20 protein-coding genes are annotated in these 23254 nt (G+C 67.6%); 8 read left to right on the top strand and 12 right to left on the bottom strand.

Translation table 11 applies throughout. The features are described 5' to 3' along the window. Positions 1-187: 187 nt before the first annotated feature. A complete protein-coding gene (nth, locus tag BBH56_RS01625) occupies positions 188-841 on the top strand; it encodes an endonuclease III (protein ID WP_148121720.1) in 654 nt (217 codons plus the stop codon). On the opposite strand, the gene BBH56_RS01620 is transcribed toward nth, so the two are convergent. The 5 genes from BBH56_RS01620 to BBH56_RS01600 all read right to left on the bottom strand — a co-directional run bounded on the left by BBH56_RS01620 (position 817) and on the right by BBH56_RS01600 (position 5926). Further along, a complete protein-coding gene (locus BBH56_RS01620) occupies positions 817-1716 on the bottom strand; it encodes a metal ABC transporter permease (protein WP_148121719.1) in 900 nt (299 codons plus the stop codon). The genes nth and BBH56_RS01620 overlap by 25 nt on opposite strands. Beyond that, positions 1713-2855, bottom strand: coding sequence for a metal ABC transporter permease (locus BBH56_RS01615; protein ID WP_318262569.1), 1143 nt, complete (start codon positions 2853-2855; stop codon positions 1713-1715). The genes BBH56_RS01620 and BBH56_RS01615 overlap by 4 nt, the downstream gene beginning before the upstream one ends. Further along, positions 2833-3645 (bottom strand): metal ABC transporter ATP-binding protein, encoded by an 813-nt coding sequence (locus BBH56_RS01610; RefSeq protein ID WP_318262568.1) that lies wholly within the window; start codon positions 3643-3645, stop codon positions 2833-2835. Before BBH56_RS01610 ends, BBH56_RS01615 begins: the two co-directional genes overlap by 23 nt. Continuing rightward, complete coding sequence (locus BBH56_RS01605) at positions 3645-4637, bottom strand: metal ABC transporter solute-binding protein, Zn/Mn family (RefSeq protein ID WP_198515233.1); 993 nt, start codon at positions 4635-4637, stop codon at positions 3645-3647. Before BBH56_RS01605 ends, BBH56_RS01610 begins: the two co-directional genes overlap by 1 nt. 74 nt (positions 4638-4711) lie before the next feature. After that, positions 4712-5926 carry an argininosuccinate synthase gene (locus BBH56_RS01600; protein WP_144347798.1) on the bottom strand — a complete coding sequence of 405 codons (1215 nt, stop codon included), beginning with the start codon at positions 5924-5926 and terminating at the stop codon, positions 4712-4714. A gap of 108 nt (positions 5927-6034) precedes the next feature. Here BBH56_RS01600 and pyrC point away from each other — a divergent pair, with 108 nt between their 5' ends. Both pyrC and rnt read left to right on the top strand, forming a co-directional pair. Then, on the top strand, positions 6035-7090 hold the full coding sequence (pyrC, locus tag BBH56_RS01595) for a dihydroorotase (RefSeq protein WP_148121717.1): 1056 nt from the start codon (positions 6035-6037) through the stop codon (positions 7088-7090). Continuing rightward, positions 7087-7719 carry a ribonuclease T gene (gene rnt / locus BBH56_RS01590; RefSeq protein WP_148121716.1) on the top strand — a complete coding sequence of 211 codons (633 nt, stop codon included), beginning with the start codon at positions 7087-7089 and terminating at the stop codon, positions 7717-7719. The genes pyrC and rnt overlap by 4 nt, the downstream gene beginning before the upstream one ends. On the opposite strand, the gene grxD is transcribed toward rnt, so the two are convergent. Continuing rightward, entirely contained in the window at positions 7716-8039 is a 324-nt protein-coding gene (grxD, locus tag BBH56_RS01585; protein WP_110883218.1) for a Grx4 family monothiol glutaredoxin, read from the bottom strand. The genes rnt and grxD overlap by 4 nt on opposite strands. A gap of 95 nt (positions 8040-8134) precedes the next feature. On the opposite strand from grxD, the gene BBH56_RS01580 reads away from it, so the two are divergent. Beyond that, a complete protein-coding gene (locus BBH56_RS01580; protein ID WP_148121715.1) occupies positions 8135-9412 on the top strand; it encodes a DEAD/DEAH box helicase in 1278 nt (425 codons plus the stop codon). On the opposite strand, the gene BBH56_RS01575 is transcribed toward BBH56_RS01580, so the two are convergent. The 3 genes from BBH56_RS01575 to BBH56_RS01565 are packed head-to-tail and all read right to left on the bottom strand — an operon-like array spanning position 9403 to position 14533. Next, positions 9403-12417: a translocation/assembly module TamB domain-containing protein gene (locus BBH56_RS01575; protein ID WP_148121714.1), complete on the bottom strand. Its 3015-nt coding sequence runs from the start codon at positions 12415-12417 to the stop codon at positions 9403-9405. The two genes, BBH56_RS01580 and BBH56_RS01575, sit on opposite strands and share 10 nt — an antisense overlap. Next, positions 12417-14126, bottom strand: coding sequence for an autotransporter assembly complex protein TamA (locus BBH56_RS01570; protein WP_148121713.1), 1710 nt, complete (start codon positions 14124-14126; stop codon positions 12417-12419). The genes BBH56_RS01575 and BBH56_RS01570 overlap by 1 nt, the downstream gene beginning before the upstream one ends. Before the next feature lie 11 nt (positions 14127-14137). Next, positions 14138-14533 carry a TraR/DksA family transcriptional regulator gene (locus BBH56_RS01565; RefSeq protein ID WP_110883222.1) on the bottom strand — a complete coding sequence of 132 codons (396 nt, stop codon included), beginning with the start codon at positions 14531-14533 and terminating at the stop codon, positions 14138-14140. 43 nt (positions 14534-14576) lie between these two features. Here BBH56_RS01565 and BBH56_RS01560 point away from each other — a divergent pair, with 43 nt between their 5' ends. Then, entirely contained in the window at positions 14577-16121 is a 1545-nt protein-coding gene (locus BBH56_RS01560) for a bifunctional GNAT family N-acetyltransferase/carbon-nitrogen hydrolase family protein (protein ID WP_148121712.1), read from the top strand. Here BBH56_RS01560 and BBH56_RS01555 read toward each other — a convergent pair whose 3' ends face one another. After that, on the bottom strand, positions 16122-17327 hold the full coding sequence (locus BBH56_RS01555) for a pyridoxal phosphate-dependent aminotransferase (protein WP_144347806.1): 1206 nt from the start codon (positions 17325-17327) through the stop codon (positions 16122-16124). A 170-nt stretch (positions 17328-17497) separates the two neighbouring features. Here BBH56_RS01555 and BBH56_RS01550 point away from each other — a divergent pair, with 170 nt between their 5' ends. Both BBH56_RS01550 and BBH56_RS01545 read left to right on the top strand, forming a co-directional pair. Next, positions 17498-18478, top strand: coding sequence for a D-2-hydroxyacid dehydrogenase (locus BBH56_RS01550; RefSeq protein ID WP_148121711.1), 981 nt, complete (start codon positions 17498-17500; stop codon positions 18476-18478). Between the two features lie 33 nt (positions 18479-18511). Next, on the top strand, positions 18512-19951 hold the full coding sequence (locus tag BBH56_RS01545; protein ID WP_148121710.1) for an NAD-dependent succinate-semialdehyde dehydrogenase: 1440 nt from the start codon (positions 18512-18514) through the stop codon (positions 19949-19951). Here the strand turns inward: BBH56_RS01545 and BBH56_RS01540 are convergent. Together BBH56_RS01540 and BBH56_RS01535 are read right to left on the bottom strand one after the other, a co-directional pair. Continuing rightward, complete coding sequence (locus tag BBH56_RS01540; protein WP_148121709.1) at positions 19920-21188, bottom strand: MFS transporter; 1269 nt, start codon at positions 21186-21188, stop codon at positions 19920-19922. The two genes, BBH56_RS01545 and BBH56_RS01540, sit on opposite strands and share 32 nt — an antisense overlap. A 75-nt stretch (positions 21189-21263) precedes the next feature. Beyond that, the gene (locus BBH56_RS01535) at positions 21264-22565 is read right to left on the bottom strand and encodes an aspartate aminotransferase family protein (RefSeq protein ID WP_148121708.1); all 1302 of its coding nucleotides are present in this window, start codon (positions 22563-22565) and stop codon (positions 21264-21266) included. Positions 22566-22699: 134 nt separating this feature from the next. On the opposite strand from BBH56_RS01535, the gene sufT reads away from it, so the two are divergent. Then, positions 22700-23245, top strand: coding sequence for a putative Fe-S cluster assembly protein SufT (gene sufT, locus BBH56_RS01530; protein WP_198515274.1), 546 nt, complete (start codon positions 22700-22702; stop codon positions 23243-23245). The last annotated feature ends 9 nt before the right edge of the window (positions 23246-23254 follow it).

The following is a 23254-nucleotide window of genomic DNA, read 5'->3' as shown; positions in this document are numbered from 1 at the left end:
GCCAGCAACGCCTGCTGCAGCGCCAAGCCCGGCGTGAGGAAAAGCGCCGCCAGCGACGTGAGACCCAACGCGCCACGCCCACCACGCCGACGGCGCCGGCGCTGCCCGATCGCGAGGCCCGCCGCGAGACCGCGAAGGCGGCCCTGGCCCGGGTGCGGGCAAAGCGACGTCAACGGGGTCGCGGGTCGTGAACCGCGACAAGCGCCGGGCCATCTTCGAGCGGTTGCGCGAGGCCAACCCGCAGCCCACCACCGAGCTCAACTACTCGACGCCCTTCGAGCTGCTCATCGCGGTCATCCTGTCGGCCCAGGCCACCGACCGCGGCGTCAACAAGGCCACCGGGCCGCTCTTCCGCGATGCCAATACCCCGGGCGCGATCCTCGCCCTGGGCGAAGACGGCCTGCGGGACTACATCCGCACCATCGGGCTTTTCAATAGCAAGGCGAAGAACATCATCGCCACCTGCGAGGCCCTGGTGGCGTCTCACGATGGCGTGGTGCCCCACGACCGCAAGGCCCTCGAGGCGTTGCCCGGCGTCGGCCGCAAGACGGCGAATGTCGTGCTCAACACGGCCTTCGGCGAACCCACCATGGCCGTCGACACCCACATCTTCCGGGTCGCCAACCGCACGGGCATTGCGAAAGGCAAAACCGTCCGGGCCGTGGAAGACAGATTAATGCGCCAGGTACCGAAGGAATTTCTGCAGGACGCCCATCACTGGCTGATCCTGCACGGCCGCTATACCTGCCTTGCTCGCCGGCCGCGCTGCGGGGCCTGCCCCCTCTACGACCTCTGCGAGTTCCCCGACCGTCACCACTACGCCGACGGCGGATCGGAGTAGGCCGCTGACGCCGGCGCGGCGCGCCGTCCGCCACGCCAGCGCTGCCAGCCATAGGCGGCCAGCAGAAACGGCCCGTTGGCCAGCGCCATCGACCCGCCGATCGAGACATTCAGCGCGATCGCCAGCGCATAGCCGAGCGGCGCGCTCAGCGCGGCGATCAGCATGGCCAGGGCGATCATCGGCAGCAGGCGCCGGGTCAGCAGATAGGCCGTGGCCGGCGGCACCACCACAAAGGTAATGAACAGCACGACGCCGACGGCATCAAAGGCCGCCACCGCCGTGCCACTGACCAGCGCCAGATGGGCGTAGAAAATGATCCCCGGGGCCAGGCCCAGCGCCCGCGCCAGATCGGGGTCGAACGTGGCGAGCTTGAGCGCCTTGTAGAAGGCCAGCACGAATGCGGCATCCAGCAGCAGCATCACGCCGGTGGCCAGCATCGCCCGGGGCAGCTCGATACCGGCGATGGTCACCGTGTCCAGCCAGACAAAACCCACTTCCCCCAACAGCACGGTGTGCTCATCGAGATGCACATCCCGCGCGGTCACATTGATCAGCAGAACGCCGGCACTGAAAAGCGCCGGAAACACCAGACCGGTGGCGGCATCATCGCGCAGCCGCCGCGTGCGCGTCAGCGTCTCGATGAGAAACACCGCGAGCACACCACTGAGCGCGGCACCGGCGATCTGCACCGGCCCACTGGTCTGCCCCGACAGCAGCCAGGCCACGGCAATGCCGAACAGGATTGAATGGCTGATCGCATCGGCGAGCATGCTGTTGCCGCGCAGCACCAGGAAACTGCCCAGCAGTGCGGCACTGGTGCCCACCAGCATCCCGGTGACCAGGATCGCGACCAGGGGCTCGGCAAGCAGAGTCATGATCGCCTCCGGCGGCCGCCGCGCTGACGCCTTTCGCGGGCCGCGGCGTGATCGACCCCGGCCTCGGTCAACTGCCAGTGCGGCCCTTCGTCGGGGAGATGCTGAACCGGCGTGACCAGCCCACGCTCGGCCAGCGTGACCAGCTGCGGCTCGGTGACCATGCCGTGGTAGGCGTCCACGGCCCCCTGTTCAACCCGATACCGCCAGTCATCGTGCTCGCGGGCGAGCTCGTAGAGCGTTCCCAGAATGCGGTCGGTGGACGTCGAGCGGCGCCGCCGGCGCTGCCGCCACCACTGTGGGACGAGCCCCCGGTGCGGTGCCACCAGGAGCGAGACCAGGGCGATGAGCGTGGCGGTCAGGACAATCAGCGGCCCGGTGGAAAGCCCCGGCGCGAGGGCGCTGCCAAGTCCGCCCACGACCCCCGCCAGGGCGCCGAGCAGCGCCGAGAGCAGGACCATGCCCATCAGACTGCCGCACCACTGACGCGCCGCGGCACCCGGGGCGATCACCATGGCCGTCATCAGCACCACGCCCACCATCTGCAGCCCGGTGACCACCGCAAGGGCGATCATCGCGGTGAGCAGCGCCTCGAGCCGGTGCACCGGCAGGCCCACCACCGCCGCGAAGGTCGGGTCAAAGGTCATCACCTTGAGCGGCTTCCACAGGAGCACGACCCCCAGCAGACTGATGCCCACCAGCGCCATCATCGGGTAGAGGTCGGCCCGCGTGGTGGCGGCCGCCTGACCGAACAGGAAGCTGTCGAGACCGGCCTGCGCCGCCCCGCCATGGGACTGGATCCAGGTCAGCAGCACCACCCCCAGGGCAAAACCGAGGCTGAGCGTCGCGGCCAGTGCCGCGTCCATCTTGAGCCGGGTATGCCGGGTGATGGCCACGGTCATCAGCGCCGCCGCCACGGCCGTCACCAGCGCACCGCCCATGATGCTGCCAAGATCCCGGGCACCCGCCAGCATGAAGCCGATGCACACCCCGGGCAGCGCCGCGTGCGAGAGGGTGTCGCCCAGCAGGCTCTGGCGCCGCAGCACCGCGAACGAGCCGAGCACACCGCTGATCACCCCGATCAGCACCGCCCCGAGCAGGACGTTCTGCAGGGTGTAATCAGTCAGCAGCGTCGCCATCATCCCGCGTCCCGGTTGCCTGACCGCCCTCGTCCAGCAGCGCGACCTGACCGCCATAGGCCCGCCGCAGGTTGCGCGCCGTGTACACCGAGCCGATGGGGCCCGCCGCAATGACGCGCACGTTCAGAAAGACCAGCCAGTCGAAATAGCGCTCCACGGTCTGCAGGTCGTGATGCACGAGGATGATGGTGCGCCCCTCGTCACGCAGTCGCCCGAGGATCTCGATGATGCTGCGCTCGGTGGTCGCATCGACTCCGGCCATGGGCTCATCGAGCAGCAGGATGTCGGGCTGCTGGACCAGCGCCCGGGCAATGAACACGCGCTGCTGCTGACCGCCCGAGAGCTCGCTGATCTGGCGGTCGGCCAGCATTTCCATGCCCACCTCCTCCAGCGCCCGCAGGGCCCGGTCGCGCTCGCGGCGCCCCGGCCAGCGCAGCCAGCCAAGCTGGCCGTATAACCCCATGGTCACCACATCGACGGCGGTGGTGGGAAAGTCCCAGTCCACCGACGATCGCTGCGGTACATAGCCCACCTTCTGGCGCTGCTCGCGATAGCGGCGGCCGAACAGACGGACATGGCCCGCCGACAGCGGCACCAGACCCAGCACCGCCTTGAGCAGGGTGCTCTTGCCCGCGCCGTTGGGGCCGATGACGCCGGCGAGCACACCCGGCGGGATGTTCAGGTCGATGTCCCAGAGCGCCGGACGATCACCGTAGCTGACGGTCAGATCCTCGGTATGCAGGGCCCAGCGCGCCGACGGGCGTTCTCCGGCCGGCGGATCCATGGCGGCCATCACTCGCCTCCGTGGCGCGCGCGCAGCGGCGCCCGCCAGTCGCTCAGCGCCGCCGGCAACGGTGCGCGCTCACCACCCAGCTCGCGGGTGATGGCCGCGGTGTTGTGAATGAGCAGGCCCGGCAGGCTGTCAGCGAGCGTCCCGGACTCGCCCAGGGCATCGCCATAGAGGGTATCGCCAATGACCACCTCGGCCCCGCGCTCGCGGGCCGCCGCCACCACCGCGTCCACCGTGCGCGGGTTGATCGTACTCTCGACGAACAGGGCCGGCAGTCCCCGCTCGGCGATCAGGCGGGCGTTGGCCTGGATATCGGCCACGCTCGCCTCGGCGGTGGTGCTGATACCCTGGATGCCGCGCACCTCGATATCGTAAGCCCGACCGTAATAGCCAAAGGCATCATGCGCGGTCAGCAGCACGCGCTGACCCGCCGGAATACTGGCGATGCTGGCGCGCATCCACGCATCCAGCGCGCCGAGCTGTTCCCTCAGGGCGGAGGCCCGCTCACGCAGCCCGGCCGTGCAGTCCGGCACCACCTGACGAAGCGCCTCCACCGTGGGCGTGATCGCCTGCGACCAGAGCGCGGCATCCATCCAGACATGCGGATCGGGTGCGCTGTCGCCGTCCGTCTGAATCAGATCAACCGGCCCGGCCGCGGCCGCCGCCTCGGCCACCGCCAGCGTTGGCCGGCGCTCGCCGAACCGCCGCAGGACGCTATCGAGCTGACCTTCCAGCCCCAGGCCGTTGTAGGCGATCAGCGACGCCGACTGAAACGCCTGCACATCGGAGGCGGCGGCGCGATAGAGATGGGGGTCGATGCCCGGGCCCATCAGTGCCTCGGTCTCGATGCACTCGCCGCCGATGCGATCCACCAGATCCGCGACCATGCCGGTGGTGGCCAGCACGCTGGGGGCCGCCGGGGCGACCGAAGTCAGCGCAAGGCCGACGGCCATGACCGCCGCCCGCGCTATCCAGCCGTCGCGTCTGCGCTGCATCAGGACCCCCTGTCGATCAGAAATTGTAATAATTCCAATCTAAACCGCGACCCGTGGTGGGTCAACGTACCGGCCTATTCACCGCGCCGGGCAGCCACCCGAAGCCGCAGGGCATTGAGCTTGATGAAGCCTTCAGCGTCCTTCTGGTCGTAGGCGCCGGCATCGTCCTCGAAGGTGGCGATGCTGTCATCGAACAGGCTGTCGGTGGCCGAGCGCCGGCCCAGCACGATGACATTGCCCTTGTAGAGCTTGAGCCGGACCACGCCATTCACCCGGGTCTGGGTCTGGTTGATCAGCGCCTGCAGCGCCTCGCGCTCAGGACTCCACCAGTAGCCGTTGTAAATCAGCTCGGCGTAGCGCGGCATGAGCTCGTCTTTGAGATGCGCCGATTCGCGGTCGAGGGTGATCGATTCGATGGCGCGATGGGCCCGCAGCAGGATGGTGCCACCGGGGGTTTCGTAACAGCCGCGGGACTTCATGCCGACATAGCGGTTCTCGACAATGTCGATCCGCCCGATGCCGTTGTCATTGCCCAGCTGATTGAGTCGCGAGAGCATTTCGTGCGGCGCCAGCGACTCGCCGTTGATGGCCACCGGATCACCGCCCTCGAAGGTCAGCTCGATCTCGGTGGGCGTATCCGGCGCCGCCTCGGGCGCGACGCTCCAGCGCCACATATTCTCCTCGGCCGGGGTCCAGGTGTCCTCCAGCACGCCGCCCTCATAGGAGATATGCAACAGGTTGGCATCCATGGAATAGGGCGATCCGCCGCCCTCGGTCCTGCCCTCGATGGGGATGCCGCGATCCTCGGCGTAGGCGAGCAGACGCTCGCGGGAGTTGAGGTCCCACTCACGCCACGGCGCGATGACATGAATGCCGGGCTCGAGGCCGTAATAGCCGAGCTCGAAGCGCACCTGATCGTTGCCCTTGCCGGTGGCGCCATGGCAGACGGCGTCGGCGCCGGTCTCGCGGGCGATCTCGATCTGGCGCTTGGCGATCAGCGGCCGTGCGATGGAGGTGCCGAGCAGGTATTCACCCTCGTAGAGGGCGTTGGCGCGGAACATCGGAAAGACGAAATCGCGCACGAACTCCTCGCGCAGGTCATCGATATAGATCTCCTCGACGCCCAGATCCTTCGCCTTGGCGCGGGCGGGCTCGAGCTCCTCACCCTGTCCCAGGTCGGCGGTGAAGGTCACGACCTCGCACTGGTAGTGATCGCGCAGCCACTGCAGGATGACCGAGGTATCCAGGCCACCGGAGTAGGCCAGAACCACCTTTTTGATTGTGCTCATGGATTGCTCTCTCGAATTGCGGGATTGGGAGCGGGTTCGTGCCGCAATGATCGGCGCGCCGGCGCGGAGAATCAAGGCGCCGGCCGGTGGCCCTGATATACTCCCGCCATGGAAACGCTGACCATCACCCGACCCGACGACTGGCACCTGCACCTGCGCGACGGCGCTGCGCTGGCGGATGTCGTGCACTGGAGCGCGGCGCGCTTTGGCCGCGCCATCATCATGCCCAACCTGACACCGCCGCTGACCACCACCGACGCGGTCGCCGCCTATCGCGAGCGGATCCTTGCGGCCCGCCCCGCGGGAAGCCGGTTCGAGCCACTGATGACGCTGTATCTGACCGACAACACGCCGGCGCGCGAGATCGAGCGCGCGGCGGCCACCGGGTTCATCCACGCGGTCAAGCTCTACCCCGCTGGGGCGACCACCAACAGCGACTCGGGCGTGACCGATCTGCGCCGCTGCGACGAGGCGCTCGCCGCCATCGCCGAGCACGACCTCACGCTCTGCCTGCATGGCGAAGTCACCCATCCCGAAACGGATATCTTTGATCGTGAGGCGGTTTTCCTCGACGAGCGCCTTGCGCCCCTGCTCGACCGCCACCGCCACCTGCGCGTCGTGCTCGAGCATCTCACCACGGCGACCGCGGTGGATTTCGTGCGCCAGGGGCCCGAACGGCTCGGCGCCACCATCACCCCGCAGCACCTGCTGATGAACCGCAATGATCTGCTCGCCGGCGGGATCCGTCCCCACCACTACTGCCTGCCGATCCTCAAGCGCGAGAGGGATCGCGCCGCCCTGCTCGAGGCCGCCACCAGTGGGCATCCGCGATTCTTCCTCGGCACCGACAGCGCGCCCCATGCCCAGTCGGCCAAGGAAAACGCCTGCGGCTGCGCCGGCGTCTTCACCGCCCCGCTCGCCATCGAACTCTATGCCGAGGCCTTCGAGCAGGCCGGTGCGCTGGATCGGCTGGAGGGCTTTGCCAGCCATTTCGGCGCCGACTTCTACGGCCTGCCGCGTGCCACTGACACCCTGACACTGACTCGGCAGGCACGCCGCCTGCCGGATACCCTGCCCTATGGCGACGCACGCATCGTACCGCTGCGCGCCGGTGGCACCATTGACTGGTCGCTGGCCAGCGACCCGCAGACGGAGTCCGCATGAACGCCCGCCCCATCAACCAGCGATTCCGCGGCTTTCTGCCCGTGGTCGTCGACATCGAAACCGGCGGCGTCAATGCCGCCACAGACGCCATGCTGCAGATCGCCGCGGTGATCGTGAAAATGGACGACGCCGGCCGGCTTTATAACGGCGAGACCTTCACCACCCACGTCGAGGCCTTCGAAGGTGCCCACCTCGACCCGAAGTCGCTGGAATTCAACGGGATCGACCCCGACCACCCGCTGCGCATGGCGGTGCCCGAGGACGAGGCCCTACGCTATGTCTTTCAGCCCGTGCGTGAGGCGATCCGCGCCAACGACTGCAGCCGTGCCGTGCTGGTGGGACATAACGCCTGGTTTGATCTGGGGTTTCTGAACGCGGCGGTGAAGCGGTGCGGCATCAAGCGCAATCCGTTTCACCCATTCTCGTGCTTTGACACCGCCACGCTGTCCGGGCTTGCCTACGGCCAGACGGTACTGGCGCGGGGCATTGCGGCGGCGGGGATTCACTGGGACGCCCGTGAGGCCCACTCGGCGATCTACGATGCCGAGAAGACCGCCGAGCTGTTCTGCACCATCGTCAATCGCTGGGATGCCGCCCACGGGCATCCCCTCGACGCACCCGGCGCCTAAGCGTCGGGCGTGGCGGCCTTGACCGCCTCCTGCAGCTCGCCGGACTCGTGCATCTCCATGATGATGTCACAGCCACCGAGCAGCTCGCCGTTCACATACAGCTGCGGGATGGTCGGCCAGTTGCCGTATTCCTTGATGCCCTGACGGATGCCTTCGTCCTCGAGCACGTTGACATAGGCGAACTCCACACCGCAGCCCGCCAGGGCCTGGGCGGCGCGCATCGAGAACCCGCACTGCGGGAACTGCGGTGAGCCTTTCATGTAGAGAATCACCGGATTGCCTTCGACCTGCTCGCGGATGCTTTCCTGTACGTCGCTCATTTTGGCTCCTCATTGAATGCGTACCATTAGTGTACGGATTGCGGACGACATCGACGAGGGGCATAAAAGCGATCAATACGGTATCCTCGGCGGTCATGGAACAAAATCATCTCTCTGACACCGCTTTCGAGTCCCTCGGACTTCACGAATCCCTTCACACAGGCCTGCGCGAGGCCGGCTTCGAGCAGTGCATGCCGATCCAGGCCGCGGCCCTGCCCATCGCCCTCGAGGGCCGCGACGTGGCCGGCCAGGCCCAGACCGGCACCGGCAAGTCGGCGGCCTTTCTGCTGGCCACCATGCACTGGCTGATGTCGCGCCCGGTGGCCGCCGACAAGAAAGGCCCCTGGGCCATCATCCTGGCGCCCACCCGCGAGCTCGCCCTGCAGATTCACAAGGATGCCGAACGGCTCGGCTGGTTCACCGGCATGGACTTTGCCTGCATCTACGGCGGCACCGGCTACGAAAGCCAGCGCAAGGCCCTGGAGCGCGGCACCGACGTGCTGATCGGCACACCGGGGCGGATCATCGACTTTTTCAAGCAGGGGGTGTTCAGCCTCGACAATATCGAGGTCTGCGTGCTCGACGAGGCCGACCGCATGTTCGACATGGGCTTCATCGCCGACATCCGCTATCTGCTGCGGCGCATGCCGGCGCCGGACCAGCGCCTCAACATGCTGTTCTCGGCGACGCTGTCCGAGCGCGTCCGCGAGCTTGCCTACGAGCACATGAACGAGCCCGAGTCGGTGCAGATCGAGTCGGACACGATCACCGCCGACCGCGTCCGCCAGACCCTCTACCATGTCGAGAACAACCAGAAGATCGGCCTGCTCATCGGTGTACTGCGCCAGCAGGCGCCCACGCGCACCCTGCTGTTTGTCAACACCAAGCGCGACGCCGACCGGGTGGCCGCCTATCTGATCGGCAACGACATCAAGGCCGCCGTCATCTCCGGCGACATCCCGCAGAACAAGCGCGAGCAGCTGCTGGAGAAATTCCAGGGGGGCGACCTGCCGATCCTCGTCGCCACCGATGTGGCCGCGCGCGGGCTGCATATCCCCGAGGTCAGTCACGTCATCAACTACGACCTGCCCCAGGATGCCGAGGATTATGTGCACCGCATCGGGCGTACGGCCCGGGCCGGCGCCGCCGGTGATGCGATCAGCTTCGCCTGCGAGACCTACGTCTATTCGCTGCCCGACATCGAGCGCTACATCGATCAGAAGATCCCGGCGGAAATGGCGCCCGCCGAGCTGATCGTCGACGACCTCAAGCCCGCGGCGCGCATGAACAACCGCCGCAGTGGCAACAGCCGGCGCAGCGGCGGCAACCGCCGCCAGAGCGGGTCATCCGCGGGCGGCGGCGATCAGTCGTAGTCGAACGAATAGAATACGTCGAAGGCGCTTTCCGCACCGCTGACCGCCTCGAGGTAGAACTGGCGGGTCAGGTAGTAGCGCAGGCTGAGCGTGGTCGTGGGTTCGAACACCCCGACGCCATAGCGCACCATCAGATTGGGGGAGAGATAACCGCTGACCGCCACCTGGGCGTCCTCGCCCTGGCCGTCGGCGGCGATCTGGAAGTCCTCCACCCCCAGCTCGCTGGCCAGCGACTCGCCCAGCTGCCCGCCACCGAACACGCCCAGTGACAGCGCCGCCCGGCTCAGCAGTGCCTCTTCGCCGGGGCTCGCCTGCCCCGGCGGCCGACCGGTGAGCAGCACCGCGAGGATGTCCGCCTGCGCCATGGCCGGATCCGAGAACAGCCGCACCCGGGGCTGATCGGCCGGGCCGGTGATGCGCAGTCCCGCGGTAATCCCGGGGGTCTCGCGCACCGCCTCGATATCAAGCTGCGGCCGGGTCAGTGGACCGCTGAACACCAGGCGGCCGCGCTGGACCGTCAATGACTGGCCATACGCCTCGTAGCCGGCCTCCTCCAGGGTCAGCACCCCCTCGGCCTCGGCCCCCTCGCTGCCCACCTGACGCAGCCGCAGCCCGCCGGCCAGCCGACCGCTGGCGCCGCGGGCGGCGAACCGCACCGAGTCACCCAACCGCAGCCGCAGATCGCTTTCCAGCGTGCGCCCGGCCTCCGCCTCATCCGCGGGTGCCAGCGGCCGGCCCCGGGCATCGACGCGCACCGCATCCGGCGAGGGGCGGATCGCCCCCGCCGACCCGCCGGTGGGCTCGATCCGGGCGCGGGGCACATCGATGCGACCGGTCAGTTGCAGGGTCTCGGCGCCCACGCCCAGGCGGATATCCGGACTGACCGTGAGCCGCGCCAGATTACCGACCTGCACATCCAGCGCTTCGCCCACAAGGTTGACCGCGCCTTCAAGGGTGCCCCCGGCCCAGTCCAGCTGACCGTCCAGACTGGCCTCGCCGTCGCCAGCCGCGAACCCGCCACTGAGGCGCGCGGTTTCACCGGCCACCTCGGCGCTCAGATCAACCGCCGTCAATGGCTCGACCAGGGCCGAGGGCAGCAGCACCCCGTCCCGCAGGCGCAGCGTGCCGCGGAACCGCGGCGCGGCCAGAGTGCCCGCCAGTTCGCCGCGGGCACTGACGCGGCCCTCGGCGCGCCGCAGCTGCGGCAGCGCCCCGGCGAGGGGGGCGAGCCCCACCCCGTCGAGCCAGACCCGGCCGGTCAGCGGACGGCTGGCATCACCCGGATCGGTCTGCACGGCAAAACCGCCCTGTCCGATGTCAGGCGAGGCCAGTCCCAGCCGCAGCTGCGCCCGCGCCGGCGTCAGATCGGCGTCCACGACAATCCGATCGTAGTCGAGCACCAGCGGCTGCTCGCGATCAGGCTGGGGCAGTTCGATCCGGCTTGCGGGGCTGACCAGTGTCAGCCGCGCCGAGGCGCCGGTATCGGCCTGCCATTCAAGGCGGGCGGTGCCGTTGACCGAGCCGGGCAGGCTGACCCCTGCCGGCAACTGCAGCTGCAACAGCGCCAGCGGCACGGCGGACAGGCTGATCCGCCACTGCGCCGAGCGGGGTGTGGCCTGCAATGGCTGACTGCAGGCGCGGACCGACCGCCACGCCCAGCAGTGGCCGTCGAGGCGCAGTCGCTGGGGCCCGACCGTCAGTCCCGGTGTGCCCAGCAGGCGACCGGTCCGCCCGTCGACGGTCAGCGAAGCCTGCTGCAGCCGACCGGTCCACTCCCGCGCTCCCGCCGAGCGTCCGCCGATCAGTCGGGCCTCCAGCCCCACCGGCAGCGCCCCGGACTGGCCCTCGAACTGCAGGTCAATGCGGTGATCATCGGGTTGCCCGCTCAGCGTGAGCTGACCTGAGCCGCGCAGTGCCGTGCCCTGCCGCAGCCCGGTGACCTCGAGGCGGGCGCGCCCGCCCTCTGCGCCGTTCCAGTCGGCACTGAGCCGGGCGTTTTCAAGGGCCAGATCGCCCACGCGAAGGTCCGTGGCGGTCAGCGCCGCACTCAGGGACGGTTGCAGCAGCCGGCCGGTCACCCGGAAATCGCCCTGCAGCTGCCCCTCGAGCCCCGGCCAGAAAGGCGCGAGCGAGGGCGCCCGCAGATCCCCCTCCAGCTCAATCCGCTCATCCGCCCGGCCCCGGAGATTGAGGACGCCGTCGCCAGCGGCGATGCGGGCCTCCAGCCGTCGCGGGGCTTCAAGCGCTGCGACGCCGACGGAAAACTCCACGGTCCGTGCCCCCCTCACCGAGCCGGTGAGACGCAGATCGGCCAGGGACCCCTCACCCCGGCCCTGCAGCGTCAGCGACTCGCCGGCCGTCAGCGCGGCGGCCGGCTCAACACGCCAGTCGGCCTCGAGCGGCCAGTCGCCGCCCATGTCGACCCGGGCCTCCAGCCGGGCGCGGCCGGCCGTTCCCGCCACCGACAGCGCGGTGATGTCCAGCTGCCGGCCCGTCACGTGCGCGCTCAGTCGCAGCCCGTCGATGCCCGCCGCCAGCGCCCGGTCGGCGCGCTGCACACTCAGTCCGTCGATGCGCAGCTGCTCCAGACGCACCGGCACGGGGGATTCCAGGGTGGGCAGTGACAGGCGGCGCGGCAACGCCTCGAGCGGGTCGGTCGCCGGCGCTGACGACGCGGCGGCCGCCTCGCCGGCCGGCAGATCAAGCCGCAGACCGGTGACGCGCAGCGCATCGACGCAGACCTGCCCGCGCAACAGGCAGCGCGGCGACCAGTCGATCGCCACGGCCTCCGCCGCCAGGCCGCGGTCTCCATCGCGCCAGCGCAGATCCCTGGCCTGCAGGCCGTGCCAGAGACTGCCGTCCGTGATCTCGAGGGCGAGTGCCGGCTCGAACGCCTGGGCCCGGGCGGCCAGCCAGCGCGCGCCCTCGGTGGTGCTGATCAGCCAGGCACCGGCCAGCGGCACGGCCAGCATCAGAGTGATGAGAAGACTGCGCAGACCCGGCATCAGAACGGCGGCCCGATGGAGAAATGCAGGCGAAACGGCACGTCCTCGCGACTCACGCCCCAGGCCAGGTCGAGCCGCAGCGGCCCCACCGGCGACGTCCAGCGCACACCAAAACCGGTCCCCACCGCCGGGTCGAAGGCGCTGGGGTCGCGGTAGGCATTGCCGGCGTCCACAAAGGTGGCCAGCCGCCAGTCATCGGTCAGGCCATAGCTGTACTCACCACTGCCGGTTGTCAGGTAACGGCCGCCGATCACGTCACCATTGTCGTCTTTCGGCCCCAGGCTGCGATAGGCGAACCCGCGCACGCTCTGATCACCGCCGGCGAAAAACCGCAGCGAGGTGGGCGTCTGCTCGAAGTCGCTGGTCGCGACGCCGCCCAGATGGGCACTGAGCTTGAAGCGGTGGGCCTCGCCGACACTGCGCAGCCAGGTGTTGTCCAGGCGCAGGCGGGCGATGTCCACATCCGAGAGCAGTGCCTCGCTCGCCCCCTCAAGGGAGTAGCGCTGCTGATCACCCCAGTCGGGATCGAGCCCACCGCGCGACCGAGTGCGCGAGAAACTGATCCCGGGCAGCACCAATCGGCTGCGGCCGCTGTCGACGCCCACCGTGAAGCGCTCCTCAAGCCAGCGCAGCGACTGCGTGCGCGTCCAGCCCGAGGTGAATGTCTGCCGCCGGGCCAGCCGCACGCTGTAGCGCTCGCTGCGGGTGTCCTCAATGTCGGCGTTCTCCCAGGCGGTGCTCAGGGTGAGATGGTCGTTGATGGGGTCGGCCAGCGGAATCTCGTAGCGGGCATCGATGCTCTGGCGCACCGTCGAGACGCGCAGCTGACTGCTCAGCTGATGGCCGCGGTTATTGACGTAATGGCGCTGATAGCCCAGCTGCAGACGCGGCCCCTCGTCGGTGGAGTAGCCGGCGCCGGTGGTGACGGTGTTGCGTTCACGGGTCACCACATCGGCCTGCACCGGTATCCGGGCGGGCGGCCCGGCATCGCGCCGGGTCTCGACCTGGGCGTCGGTGAAGTAGCCACTGTCGAGCAGGCGCTGATTGAGATCCGCCACCGCCTCGGCGGTGTAGGGGGTGCCCGGCTCGAACGGGACCAGCCGGCTCAGGAAGCGCTGGCGGAACGGCGACGGCGAGAACATGACCTCCCCCAGGGCATAACGGGCCCCGGCGTCCATCACCAGTATGGCCTCCGCCCAGCCCCCGTCGACGTTCACCGCCAGTTCGGCGGTGGTGAAGCGGTAGTCGAAATAGCCCCGCTGCAGCGCCTCGTTGATCAGGGCGCGTTTACTGCGCTCGTAGTCGGCATGATTGAGGGGTTCACCGGCACGCAGTGGCAGCCGCTCACTCAGGGCCGCGAGGACGCGGTCATCGGCGCCATCGCCGGTGATGCGCACCTCGACGTTGCGCACCCGGACCCGCGGGCCCGGCGTGACGGCCACGTCCAGTCGCCAGTCCTCCGGCGAAGCGGTCAACGTGATGTCGAATCGCGCCTCGTAATAGCCCAATGCCTCGGCGCCATCGCGCAATGACTCGCGCACCTGATCGCGGTAGAAACGCCCGGCCAGATCCGACTCCAGTGAGACATCGGTGTCGACGTGGGCACGCAGATTATCCGCCAGCGCCCCATCGGCGCCGGTCAGTGTCAGATCCACGGCCGCCCGCCCGGGGGCACTGACCACCATCATCGCCAGCGCCACGCTGGCCATCAGACACCGCGCTAGAGACGTGGCGGCCGGCCTCCTGCCTGCTGCTCGCGGCGGGTCTCACAGTCAATGCAGCGTGCCGCCGACGGCAGGGCCTGCAGCCGCTCGAAGGGGATGGGCTCGCCGCAATCGACACAGCGCCCGTAACCCCCCTCATGCCAGGCCCGCAGGGCCGCCTCATTGGCTCGCAGCGCGGCGATGTGACGATCGATATCGGCATACTCGATGTCCGCGAGCAGATCCACCAGCGACTCGTCGCCGGCATCGCGCACGCGATCCGCCACCTCCTCGGAGCGATGCAGGTCGGCGGCCAGCACCTCCGCGCGGATCTCCTCGCGCAGCGCCGCCTGCTCGTTTTCAAGGGCCTCGCGAAGGGCCTGCCGCTGTTCGTGGGAAAGCTCGTCAGTCATCGCGCACTCCTTTTTCCGTGATGGGCAATGATATCCTTGGCGCATGAGTGAACAGGATACGACCACCGAAGAACACCACCTGCGGCTGCGTCATCTGCGGCCGTCGGATTATCCCGACATCAAGCACATCATGGACGCCGTCTACCCCGACCTGGGCGGCGCCTGGACGCGCAAGCAGTTCTCCGCGCAGATCAGCCGCTTCGCCGAAGGCCAGATCTGTATCGAGGATAACGGCCGTGTGGTGGCCGGCGCCATCTCCATGATCGTCGATTACGACCGCTATGGCGACCGCCACAAATACGACGACATCATCGGCAACGGCTACCTGACCAATCACGATCCCAACGGCGATGTGCTCTATGGCGTCGATATTTTCGTCGACCCCGAATACCGCGGCATCCGCCTGGGCCGGCGGCTTTATGATGCGCGCAAGGAGCTGTGCCGCAGCCTCAACCTGCGCGCCATCGTCGCCGGCGGACGCATGCCCGGCTATCGCGAACACGCCGAGGCCATGAAACCCGAGGAGTACATCGACCGGGTCCGGCGACGCGAACTCTACGATCCCATCCTGTCGTTCCAGTTCGCCAACGACTTCCATGTGCGTCGGGTGATCACCGCCTATCTGCCCGAGGATCAGGACTCGGGCGCGTTCGCCACGCTGCTGCAGTGGGACAACATTTTCTATGAAAACGAGCGCACCTCGCTGATCGGCGGGCGCAAGTCCACCGTGCGGGTGGGTACGGTCCAGTGGCAGATGCGCCGGGTGACCAACTTCGAGGACCTGATGTCGAACATCGAGTTCTTCGTCGACGCCATGGCCGGTTACAACTGCGACTTCATCCTCTTTCCGGAGCTGTTCAACGCCCCGCTGCTCGCGCAGTTCAACCAGGAAGACCCGGCTGAGGCGATGCGCGGGCTCGCCCAGTACACCACCGAGATCGCCGATGCCATGAGCCGCATGGCGGTGTCCTACAACATCAACATCATTGCCGGCTCGATGCCGGTGTACGAGGACAACGCCCTCTACAACGTCGCCTATCTGTGCCGCCGCGATGGCACCATGGACACCCATTTCAAGCTGCATGCCACCCCGGACGAGCGTTTCTACTGGGGTGTACAGGGCGGCGATGCGCTGAAGGCCTTCGACACCGACGTCGGTCGCATCGGTATCCTGGTCTGCTACGACGTCGAGTTCCCCGAGGCCTGCCGCCTGCTGGCCGACCAGGGCATGGAGATCCTGTTCGTGCCGTTCTGGACCGACACCAAGAACGCCTACCTGCGGGTGCGCCGCTGTGCCCAGGCGCGCGCCATCGAAAACGAGTGCTATGTGGCCATCACCGGCAGTGTCGGCAACCTGCCGCGGGTGGAGAACATCGAGATCCAGTACTCCCAGGCCGCGGTGTTCTCACCCTCGGACTTCGCCTTCCCCCACGACGGCATCGTCAGCGAATCGACGCCCAACACCGAAATGACCCTGGTGGTGGACCTCGATATGGACAAGCTCACCCAGCTCCGGGCCGAGGGCTCGGTCCAGAACGCCCGCGACCGGCGTCTGGACCTCTACCGCGTGCAGTGGCTCGACGACTGATCAGAAGTTCTGTCGGGCCAGCCACGGCTGCATGCGGGCGAACGCTTCCTCGATGTTCTCCATCGAGTTGGAAAAGCTGATCCGCACGGCGTTGCTGCAGGTATCACCAAAGGCATCGCCGGGGATCACGCACACGCCGGTCTCCTCGAGCATGCGCAGGGCCAGATCCGTGGCATCGGTGCGTGGCGGCAGCGACGGGAAGATGTAGAACGCCCCCTGGGGGACGTAGCCGGTCAGGTGCGGTGTCTCACTGACCAGCTCCACCACCCGGTCGCGGCGCCGGCGGTACTCGGCGTTCATGTCGTCGACGCAGGCCATGTCGCCCTTGAGCGCGGCCACCCCGGCCCACTGCGCCGGCGTGCTGGCCACGGTGGTGGTGAACATGTGATAGCGCCGCAGCTTTTTGATGGCGCCCTGGCTGGAGATCATCCAGCCGATCCGCATGCCGGCCATGCTGAAGGTCTTGGAGAAGCTCGAGACCGACATCACGTGATCGAGATCCGACGCGCAGTTGATCACACTGGGAAACTCCATCCCCTCATCCAACAGGATATGGTCATAGACCTCGTCGGCGAACACATAGACGCCGCGGTAGGCCGCCTCCTGGACAATGGCCTCGATGGTCTCGCGCGGGTAGACCGCCCCGCTGGGGTTACTCGGCGAGTTGAGCACGATCGCGAAGGTGCGCATGCCGATGGCGTCGATCACCTCCTGCGGGTCGACCTGGTGACCATGCTCGGGCCGCGTCGGGATGACCTTGACCTCGCCGCCGTTCATACGGATCAGCGGGGCGTAGAGCAGAAAGGTCGGGTCGGTGACGATGAACTGCCGACCGGGCGCCGCGGTGGCCGTCAGCGCCAGATACATGGCCTCGGTGGCGCCGGTGGTCACCAGGAAATTGTCCTCGGTCAGCTCGCGGTCATAGCGCTTCGAGTAGTAACGCGCCAGCTCGCTCAGCAGCTCCGGCAGACCGGCATCCATGGTGTAGCCCGTATACCCCTCGCGCAGGGCATCGATATGCGCCTCGACGATGTGCGGGGGCGTCGGGAAGTCGGGCTGGCCGATGGACAGATGGATCACATCCTCCATGCCCGCAGCGGTGTTGATCATCCGCCGGATACCCGGCATTGGAATCGCCTGCAGAGACGGACTGAAAAGCGGCGCCTCGGCCTGGTCGCCCTGCTCCATCTCGACCGGATTCACCATGGCCCAATCCTCTTTTGCTGCGGTGTGGAAAAACAGTGCCCAACACGGCGAAGCTAGACCTCGGCGGGAAGTCGGTCAAGCCCCTCGCGACGCGCTCTGCAGGCCAGTTGACCCACCCATGGCGGGTGTATACCGTCACTGCAGCATCAGGCGTTGAAAAGGGGTTTCACATGGCCGGCGCGCCGCCACGAATCGTTGTTCTGACCGCCCCCGGCGAAGGGCTTCCCCAGGGCATGGAGACCCTGCAGGATGACGCCGATCTGCGGGTGGCCGAAGACACCGCCGGTCTCGAGGCCGCGCTGCCCGGCGCGAGCGTGCTCTGCGTGACCGACTTTCGCACCGACGCGCTGGCCGAGGCCTGGCCGGCGGCGGATTCGCTGGAATGGATCCACGCCACCAGCGCCGGCGTCGACGCACTTATGATCCCCGCGGTGCGCGACAGCGACATCCCGGTCACCAACGCCCGGGGCATTTTCGATCAGTGCATCGCCGAATACGTACTGGGCCAGATCATCGCCTTCTGCAAGGACTTTGCCGGTAACTGGCAGCTCCAGCAGGCCCACGAGTGGCGGCACCGCGAGACCGAGCCGGTGGCCGGGCAGCGCCTGCTGGTGGTGGGCAGTGGCGCCATCGGCCGGCGCATCGCGCGCACCTGTAGCGCCATCGGCATCGAGTGCGATGGCGTGGGGCGCCGCGCGCGCGGCGGGGATGATGACTTCGGGGCGATCTATGCCCAGGCCGATCTGCTCTCGCTGTTGCCCGACTATGACTTCGTGGTCATCGCCGCACCGCTCACCGAGGCCACCCGCGGACTGTTCGGCGCCGCCGAGTTCAAGGCCATGGCCGAACATGCCCGGCTGATCAATATCGGCCGCGGGCCGATCGTGCAGACCGACGCCCTGGTGGCGGCCCTTGAGGACGGCGCCATCGACGGCGCGGCGCTGGATGTGTTCGAGCACGAGCCGCTGCCCGCCGATCATCCCCTCTGGGATCTACCCAATGTGCACCTCTCGGCGCATATGGCCGGCGATTTCATTGGCTGGAAGACCGCCCTGTCCGAGCAGTTCATCGACAACTTCCGGCGCTGGCAGCGCGGTGAGGCCCTCAACAACCCCGTGGACAAGGCCCAGGGTTTTGCCGCTTCGTCCTGATCACAACGCACGAACCCACAAGCGAGGCAGCTGATGATCGACTCTCCCCTTCTCCCGTCGCTGGGCGGTTACATCAATAACGAATGGCTGATGGCGGACAAGGGCCATACCCTGACCGTGACCAATCCCGTCGATAATGCCCCGCTGGCGGCAGTGGCGGCGATGGGCGCCGATGAAACCCGACGCGCGACGGCCGCCGCCGAGCAGGCCCTCGAGCGGCCCGCGACGCTCGAGCAGCGCCGCGAGTGGCTGAATGCCATCGCCGATGCGCTGTCGCGGCATCGCGAGGAGATCGGTCGCATCCTCTGCCTCGAGCATGGCAAGCCGCTGGCCGAAGCGCAGGGCGAAGCCGACTACGCCGCCGGGTTCTTCCGCTATGCCGCGACCCACATCGACGCACTCGCCCCACACACCCTGGACGAGCGGCCGCGCGACTGCGAATGGCATATCCACTACCGCCCGGCCGGCGTGGTGGGGCTGATCACCCCGTGGAACTTCCCCATCGGCATGATCGCGAAAAAGCTCTCCTCGGCGATCGCCGCCGACTGCGCGAGCGTGGTCAAGCCCTCGTCGAAGACGCCGCTGACCATGATCGCGCTGTTCACGCTGCTCGACCGCGAGGTCGGACTGCCGGCGGGCAAGGCCAATCTGGTGCTCGGCTCGGCCGGGCCGATCACCGATGCGCTGTTCGATACCCCCTCGGTGCGGGTGATCAGCTTCACCGGTTCCACCGAGGTGGGGCGCACGCTGATCGAGCAGTCAGCGCCGGGGATCAAGCGACTCACCCTGGAGCTCGGTGGCAATGCCCCCTACATCGTCTTCGCCGATGCCGATCTGGATCACGCCGCGGATCAGTTGATCGGCAACAAGTTTCGGGGGGGCGGGCAGACCTGTGTCTGCGCCAACCGGATCTTCGTCCAGCGTGACGTCGCCGCGGCGTTCGCCGAAAAGCTTGCCGTGCGCGTCAAGGCCCTGACCGTGGGCGACGGCATGGCGGCCGGCACCAAACTGGGCCCGCTGATTGATGAAAACGCCGTCGCCAAGGTCGAGCGGCATGTCAGCGACGCCCTCGACCGCGGTGCCCGGCAGATCTTCCAGGGCGATGCCAGCGGCCTGCCCGGCACATTCTATCCGCCGACGGTGTTGTTGGATGTGCCCAGCGACGCGGCCTGCTACCGCGAAGAGACCTTCGGCCCGCTGGTCCCGCTGATCAGCTTCGATGACGAGGACCAGGCCGTGGCCATGGCCAACGACACCGACTTCGGCCTGGCCGCCTATGTGTTCACCGCCGATCAGGCGCGGGGCCATCAGGTCATCGCCCGGCTGCGCTTCGGCCATGCCGCCCTCAACACCGGCAGTGGCCCGACCCCCGAGGCCCCGTTCGGCGGTATGAAGCAGTCCGGCTTTGGCCGTGAGGGCGGGCTCGAGGGCCTGTTCGAGTTCACCGAAGTACAGACCGTGCCGGTGGGTTAGCGGCCACAGCCACCGGCCGCACCAGCAGGATCGCGATGGATAGATAGGCCATCATGATCAGCGCAAGGGTTGGAACGTTCATACCGATATCCAGTAGAAAACCGATCAGCACGGGGCCAGCGGCGGTGCCAAGCACTATCGCCCCGTGCGCCATTGCGCGGATCCCGCCCAGATGCCGGAGGCCATAGAGCTCCGGCCACAGGGCGCCCATCAACGTCCCGGCCGTGCCGATGCACAACCCGGCGAGCCCCAGATACAGCGGTGCCGCCCAGCCACCGGGGACGAACCCCACCACCGCCAGGGCAAAAAGCAGCGGCAATAGATAAAAACCAAGCAAGCGCTGTGCACCGATTCGGTCGACCAACGGGCCACTCAGCAGCAGGGAGAGTACGTGCGTACTGGCGAATGCCGTAAACGCCGTTGAAACCAGCTCCAGGCTCCACCCCTTGGCCTCGGCGATCGGTACCTGATGGAAAAACAACGCCGTGATCAGGATAGGCGGTGCCAGCAGCGCGGGCAGAATACGATAGAAGCGGCTATCGCGCAGGACCTCCGCCCGAGTCCAGTCCCGCCGCCCTGGCGCCGCCCCGAAGGACTCCTCCTCACCGGCCAGCGCATCCGCGGATCCCCGATCGCGGGACGACTGGATCGAACGCCTCTCCATCCGGAGCAGCGTGAGCGCGAGGGGCAAGGCAACGATGACGAGAAACAACGCCAGCAGCAGCCAGCTCCCGCGCCAGCCGAAGGCAGCGATGAGCGCCACCACCACCATGGGCATCACTGCTTCAGCGGTCGGGAAACCAACCGTCACCATACTGATCGCCGTGCCCCGGCCCGTCTCGATACGGCGGCCCACCGTCGTCTGGGCGACATGCACCATCAGCCCCTGCCCGCATAGGCGGAGCAGCAGAAAAGCCGGCACCAGCAGCCAGGCCATCGGCGCCAGCGCAAGCAGCAGACCGCCCGCGGCTGCCCCCAGGATGACCCCAGCGGTAAACACCGGCAGCGGCAACCGGTCGACCCCCCGGCCAACACTGATCACCAGAAGCCCGCTCATGAGGGTAGCGAGCGAGTAGAGCCCGCCAAACTCGGCATTGCTGAGATCGAAGGTCGCGCGCAGTTCACCGCCGTAGAGCGAGATCAGAAACGTCTGACCCTGCCCCGAGAGGAAAACCATTAAAAAGCCGAACAACAGCAGGTATCGGTGGGCTCCAAGCCCCCGAACGGCCGAAATCATGCGCAGACTCCCAATAAAAAGGCCCGGGCAAAAGCCCGGGCCTGGGTTCGTGGGCCAGAATCAGCCCGGAGGTGTCTAGCCGGTGTTGCGGATCGCCGCCGGCTGCTCGCCGCCGCCGGTCTCCACCAGTGCCGCCTCGAACTGATCCACTGCCCAGTCGATCTCCTCGGCGGAGACGATCAGCGGCGGGATCCAGCGCACCACGTTGCCACCCCACGGGCCACAGCGGATCATCAGCAGGCCGCGGTGCTCGCAGGCCTTGAGCATCCTCGCGCCGCGGTCACCATCCGGTTTGCCGTGGGCATCGACGAGATGCGTGCCGATCATCAGCCCGCGGCCGGTGATGTTGCCGATCTCCGGATGCCGCGACTGCACGTCTTCCAGGCGTGCCCGCAGCTGCGCACCGCGGTCCGCCGCATTCTCGACCAGCTTTTCATCGCGGATCACGTCGAGCGTGGCCAGTCCGGCGGCGCAGGCCACGGCGTTGCCGCCGTAGGTGCCACCCTGCGAGCCCGGCAGGGCCCGGCTCATGAGCTCCGCCGGGGCGGCCATGAACGACAGCTGAAAGCCGCTGGCGACCCCCTTGGCCGAGACGACCACGTCAGGCTCGACCCCGAAGTGCTCGTAGCCCCACATCAGGCCGGTACGGCCATTGCCCGACTGGACCTCGTCCATGATCAGGAGGATGCCGTGCTTGTTGCAGCGTTCCTGCAGGCCCTGCATGAACCGGGTGTTGCCGGGGATGTAGCCCGCCTCACCCTGGATGGGCTCGATCAGCATGGCGGCGGTCTCCATGGGCACGCTCTGCACCTGGAGGATGTAGTCGAGCTCGCGCAGCGCGAAATCCGCCGCCTCGTCCTCGCTCATGTTGTACCAGTTCGTGTCCGGGAACGGCGCCGTCACGACCCCGCCCATCAGCGGCTGTACGCCCTGACGCACGGCGGCACTGGAACTGGTGGTGGCCAGCGACCCCATGGTGCGGCCATGGAAGCAGCCGCGGAAGGCGATGATGTTGGGCTTGCCGGTGGCCTGGCGGGCCAGTCGGATCGACGCCTCCACCGCTTCGGTCCCGGCATTGGAGAAGAACACGCTGTCGATGGCGTCAGGCATCAGCTCGACGATGCGATCCGAGAGATCCAGGATCGGCTGATGCTTCATGATCGCGTACTGGGCGTGCACGACCCGATCGATCTGATCCTTCGCCGCCTCGACCACCCGCGGGTGGCAGTGACCGGTGCTGAGCACACCGATGCCCGACGCAAAGTCCATGTACTTGCCGCCATCCTCGGAATAGACGTACATCCCTTGCGCGCTCTCGACCAGAATGTCGCTGGACTGGCGAAGCAGCGGGGAGAGATGGTGGACATTATCATTCATGACACAGCCTCCTGGCTTGTTGATTCATGGTTCACGATACGCGAACTGAAAAACGATTTCTCCCCGGGTCGGACAGCGGATCGCGCAGTGGTATCCTAATTTCCCACGACGGGCAATCAATCCGGGAGACGATGATGCAGAGTAACGAGCCGGTGATTTTCGAGCGCGACTGCGAGGCGGCCCTGATTCCGGCGGGCGATACCGGCATCATCCCCCAGGGGGCGGAGGGCATGATCACCCAGGCCCTGGGCGGCAGCTACACGGTCTACATCCAGGGCAACCTGTTCCGGGTGGATGGCAAGGATGCCGATGCCATCGGCAAGGATCCCGAGCCGGCGCCCGAGCTGCCCGAGAACGCCACGCCCGAGGAGGTCGAACAGCTGGTCTGGGATCAGATGCGGCGCTGCTTCGACCCGGAAATCCCCATCAACGTGGTTGAGCTGGGGCTGGTGTACCGCTGCGACGTCAGCCTGCGTTACAATGGCACGCGGTCGGTGGAAATCGATATGACGCTCACGGCACCGGGCTGTGGGATGGGCGACATCCTGGCCTATGACGTGCGCGAGAAGGTCAAGCAGATCCCCACCATCGAAGACGTCAGCGTGGAGATCGTTTTCGACCCGCCGTGGAGCTTCGAGATGATGTCCGAGGCGGCCAAGCTTCAGACCGGGATGATGTAACTCCCGGGG

The organism is Spiribacter roseus, from assembly GCF_002813635.1.
Lineage (GTDB): Bacteria > Pseudomonadota > Gammaproteobacteria > Nitrococcales > Nitrococcaceae > Spiribacter > Spiribacter roseus.
Note: the sequence above shows the minus strand (reverse complement) of the source record. Positions and strands in the feature narration are given on the sequence as shown.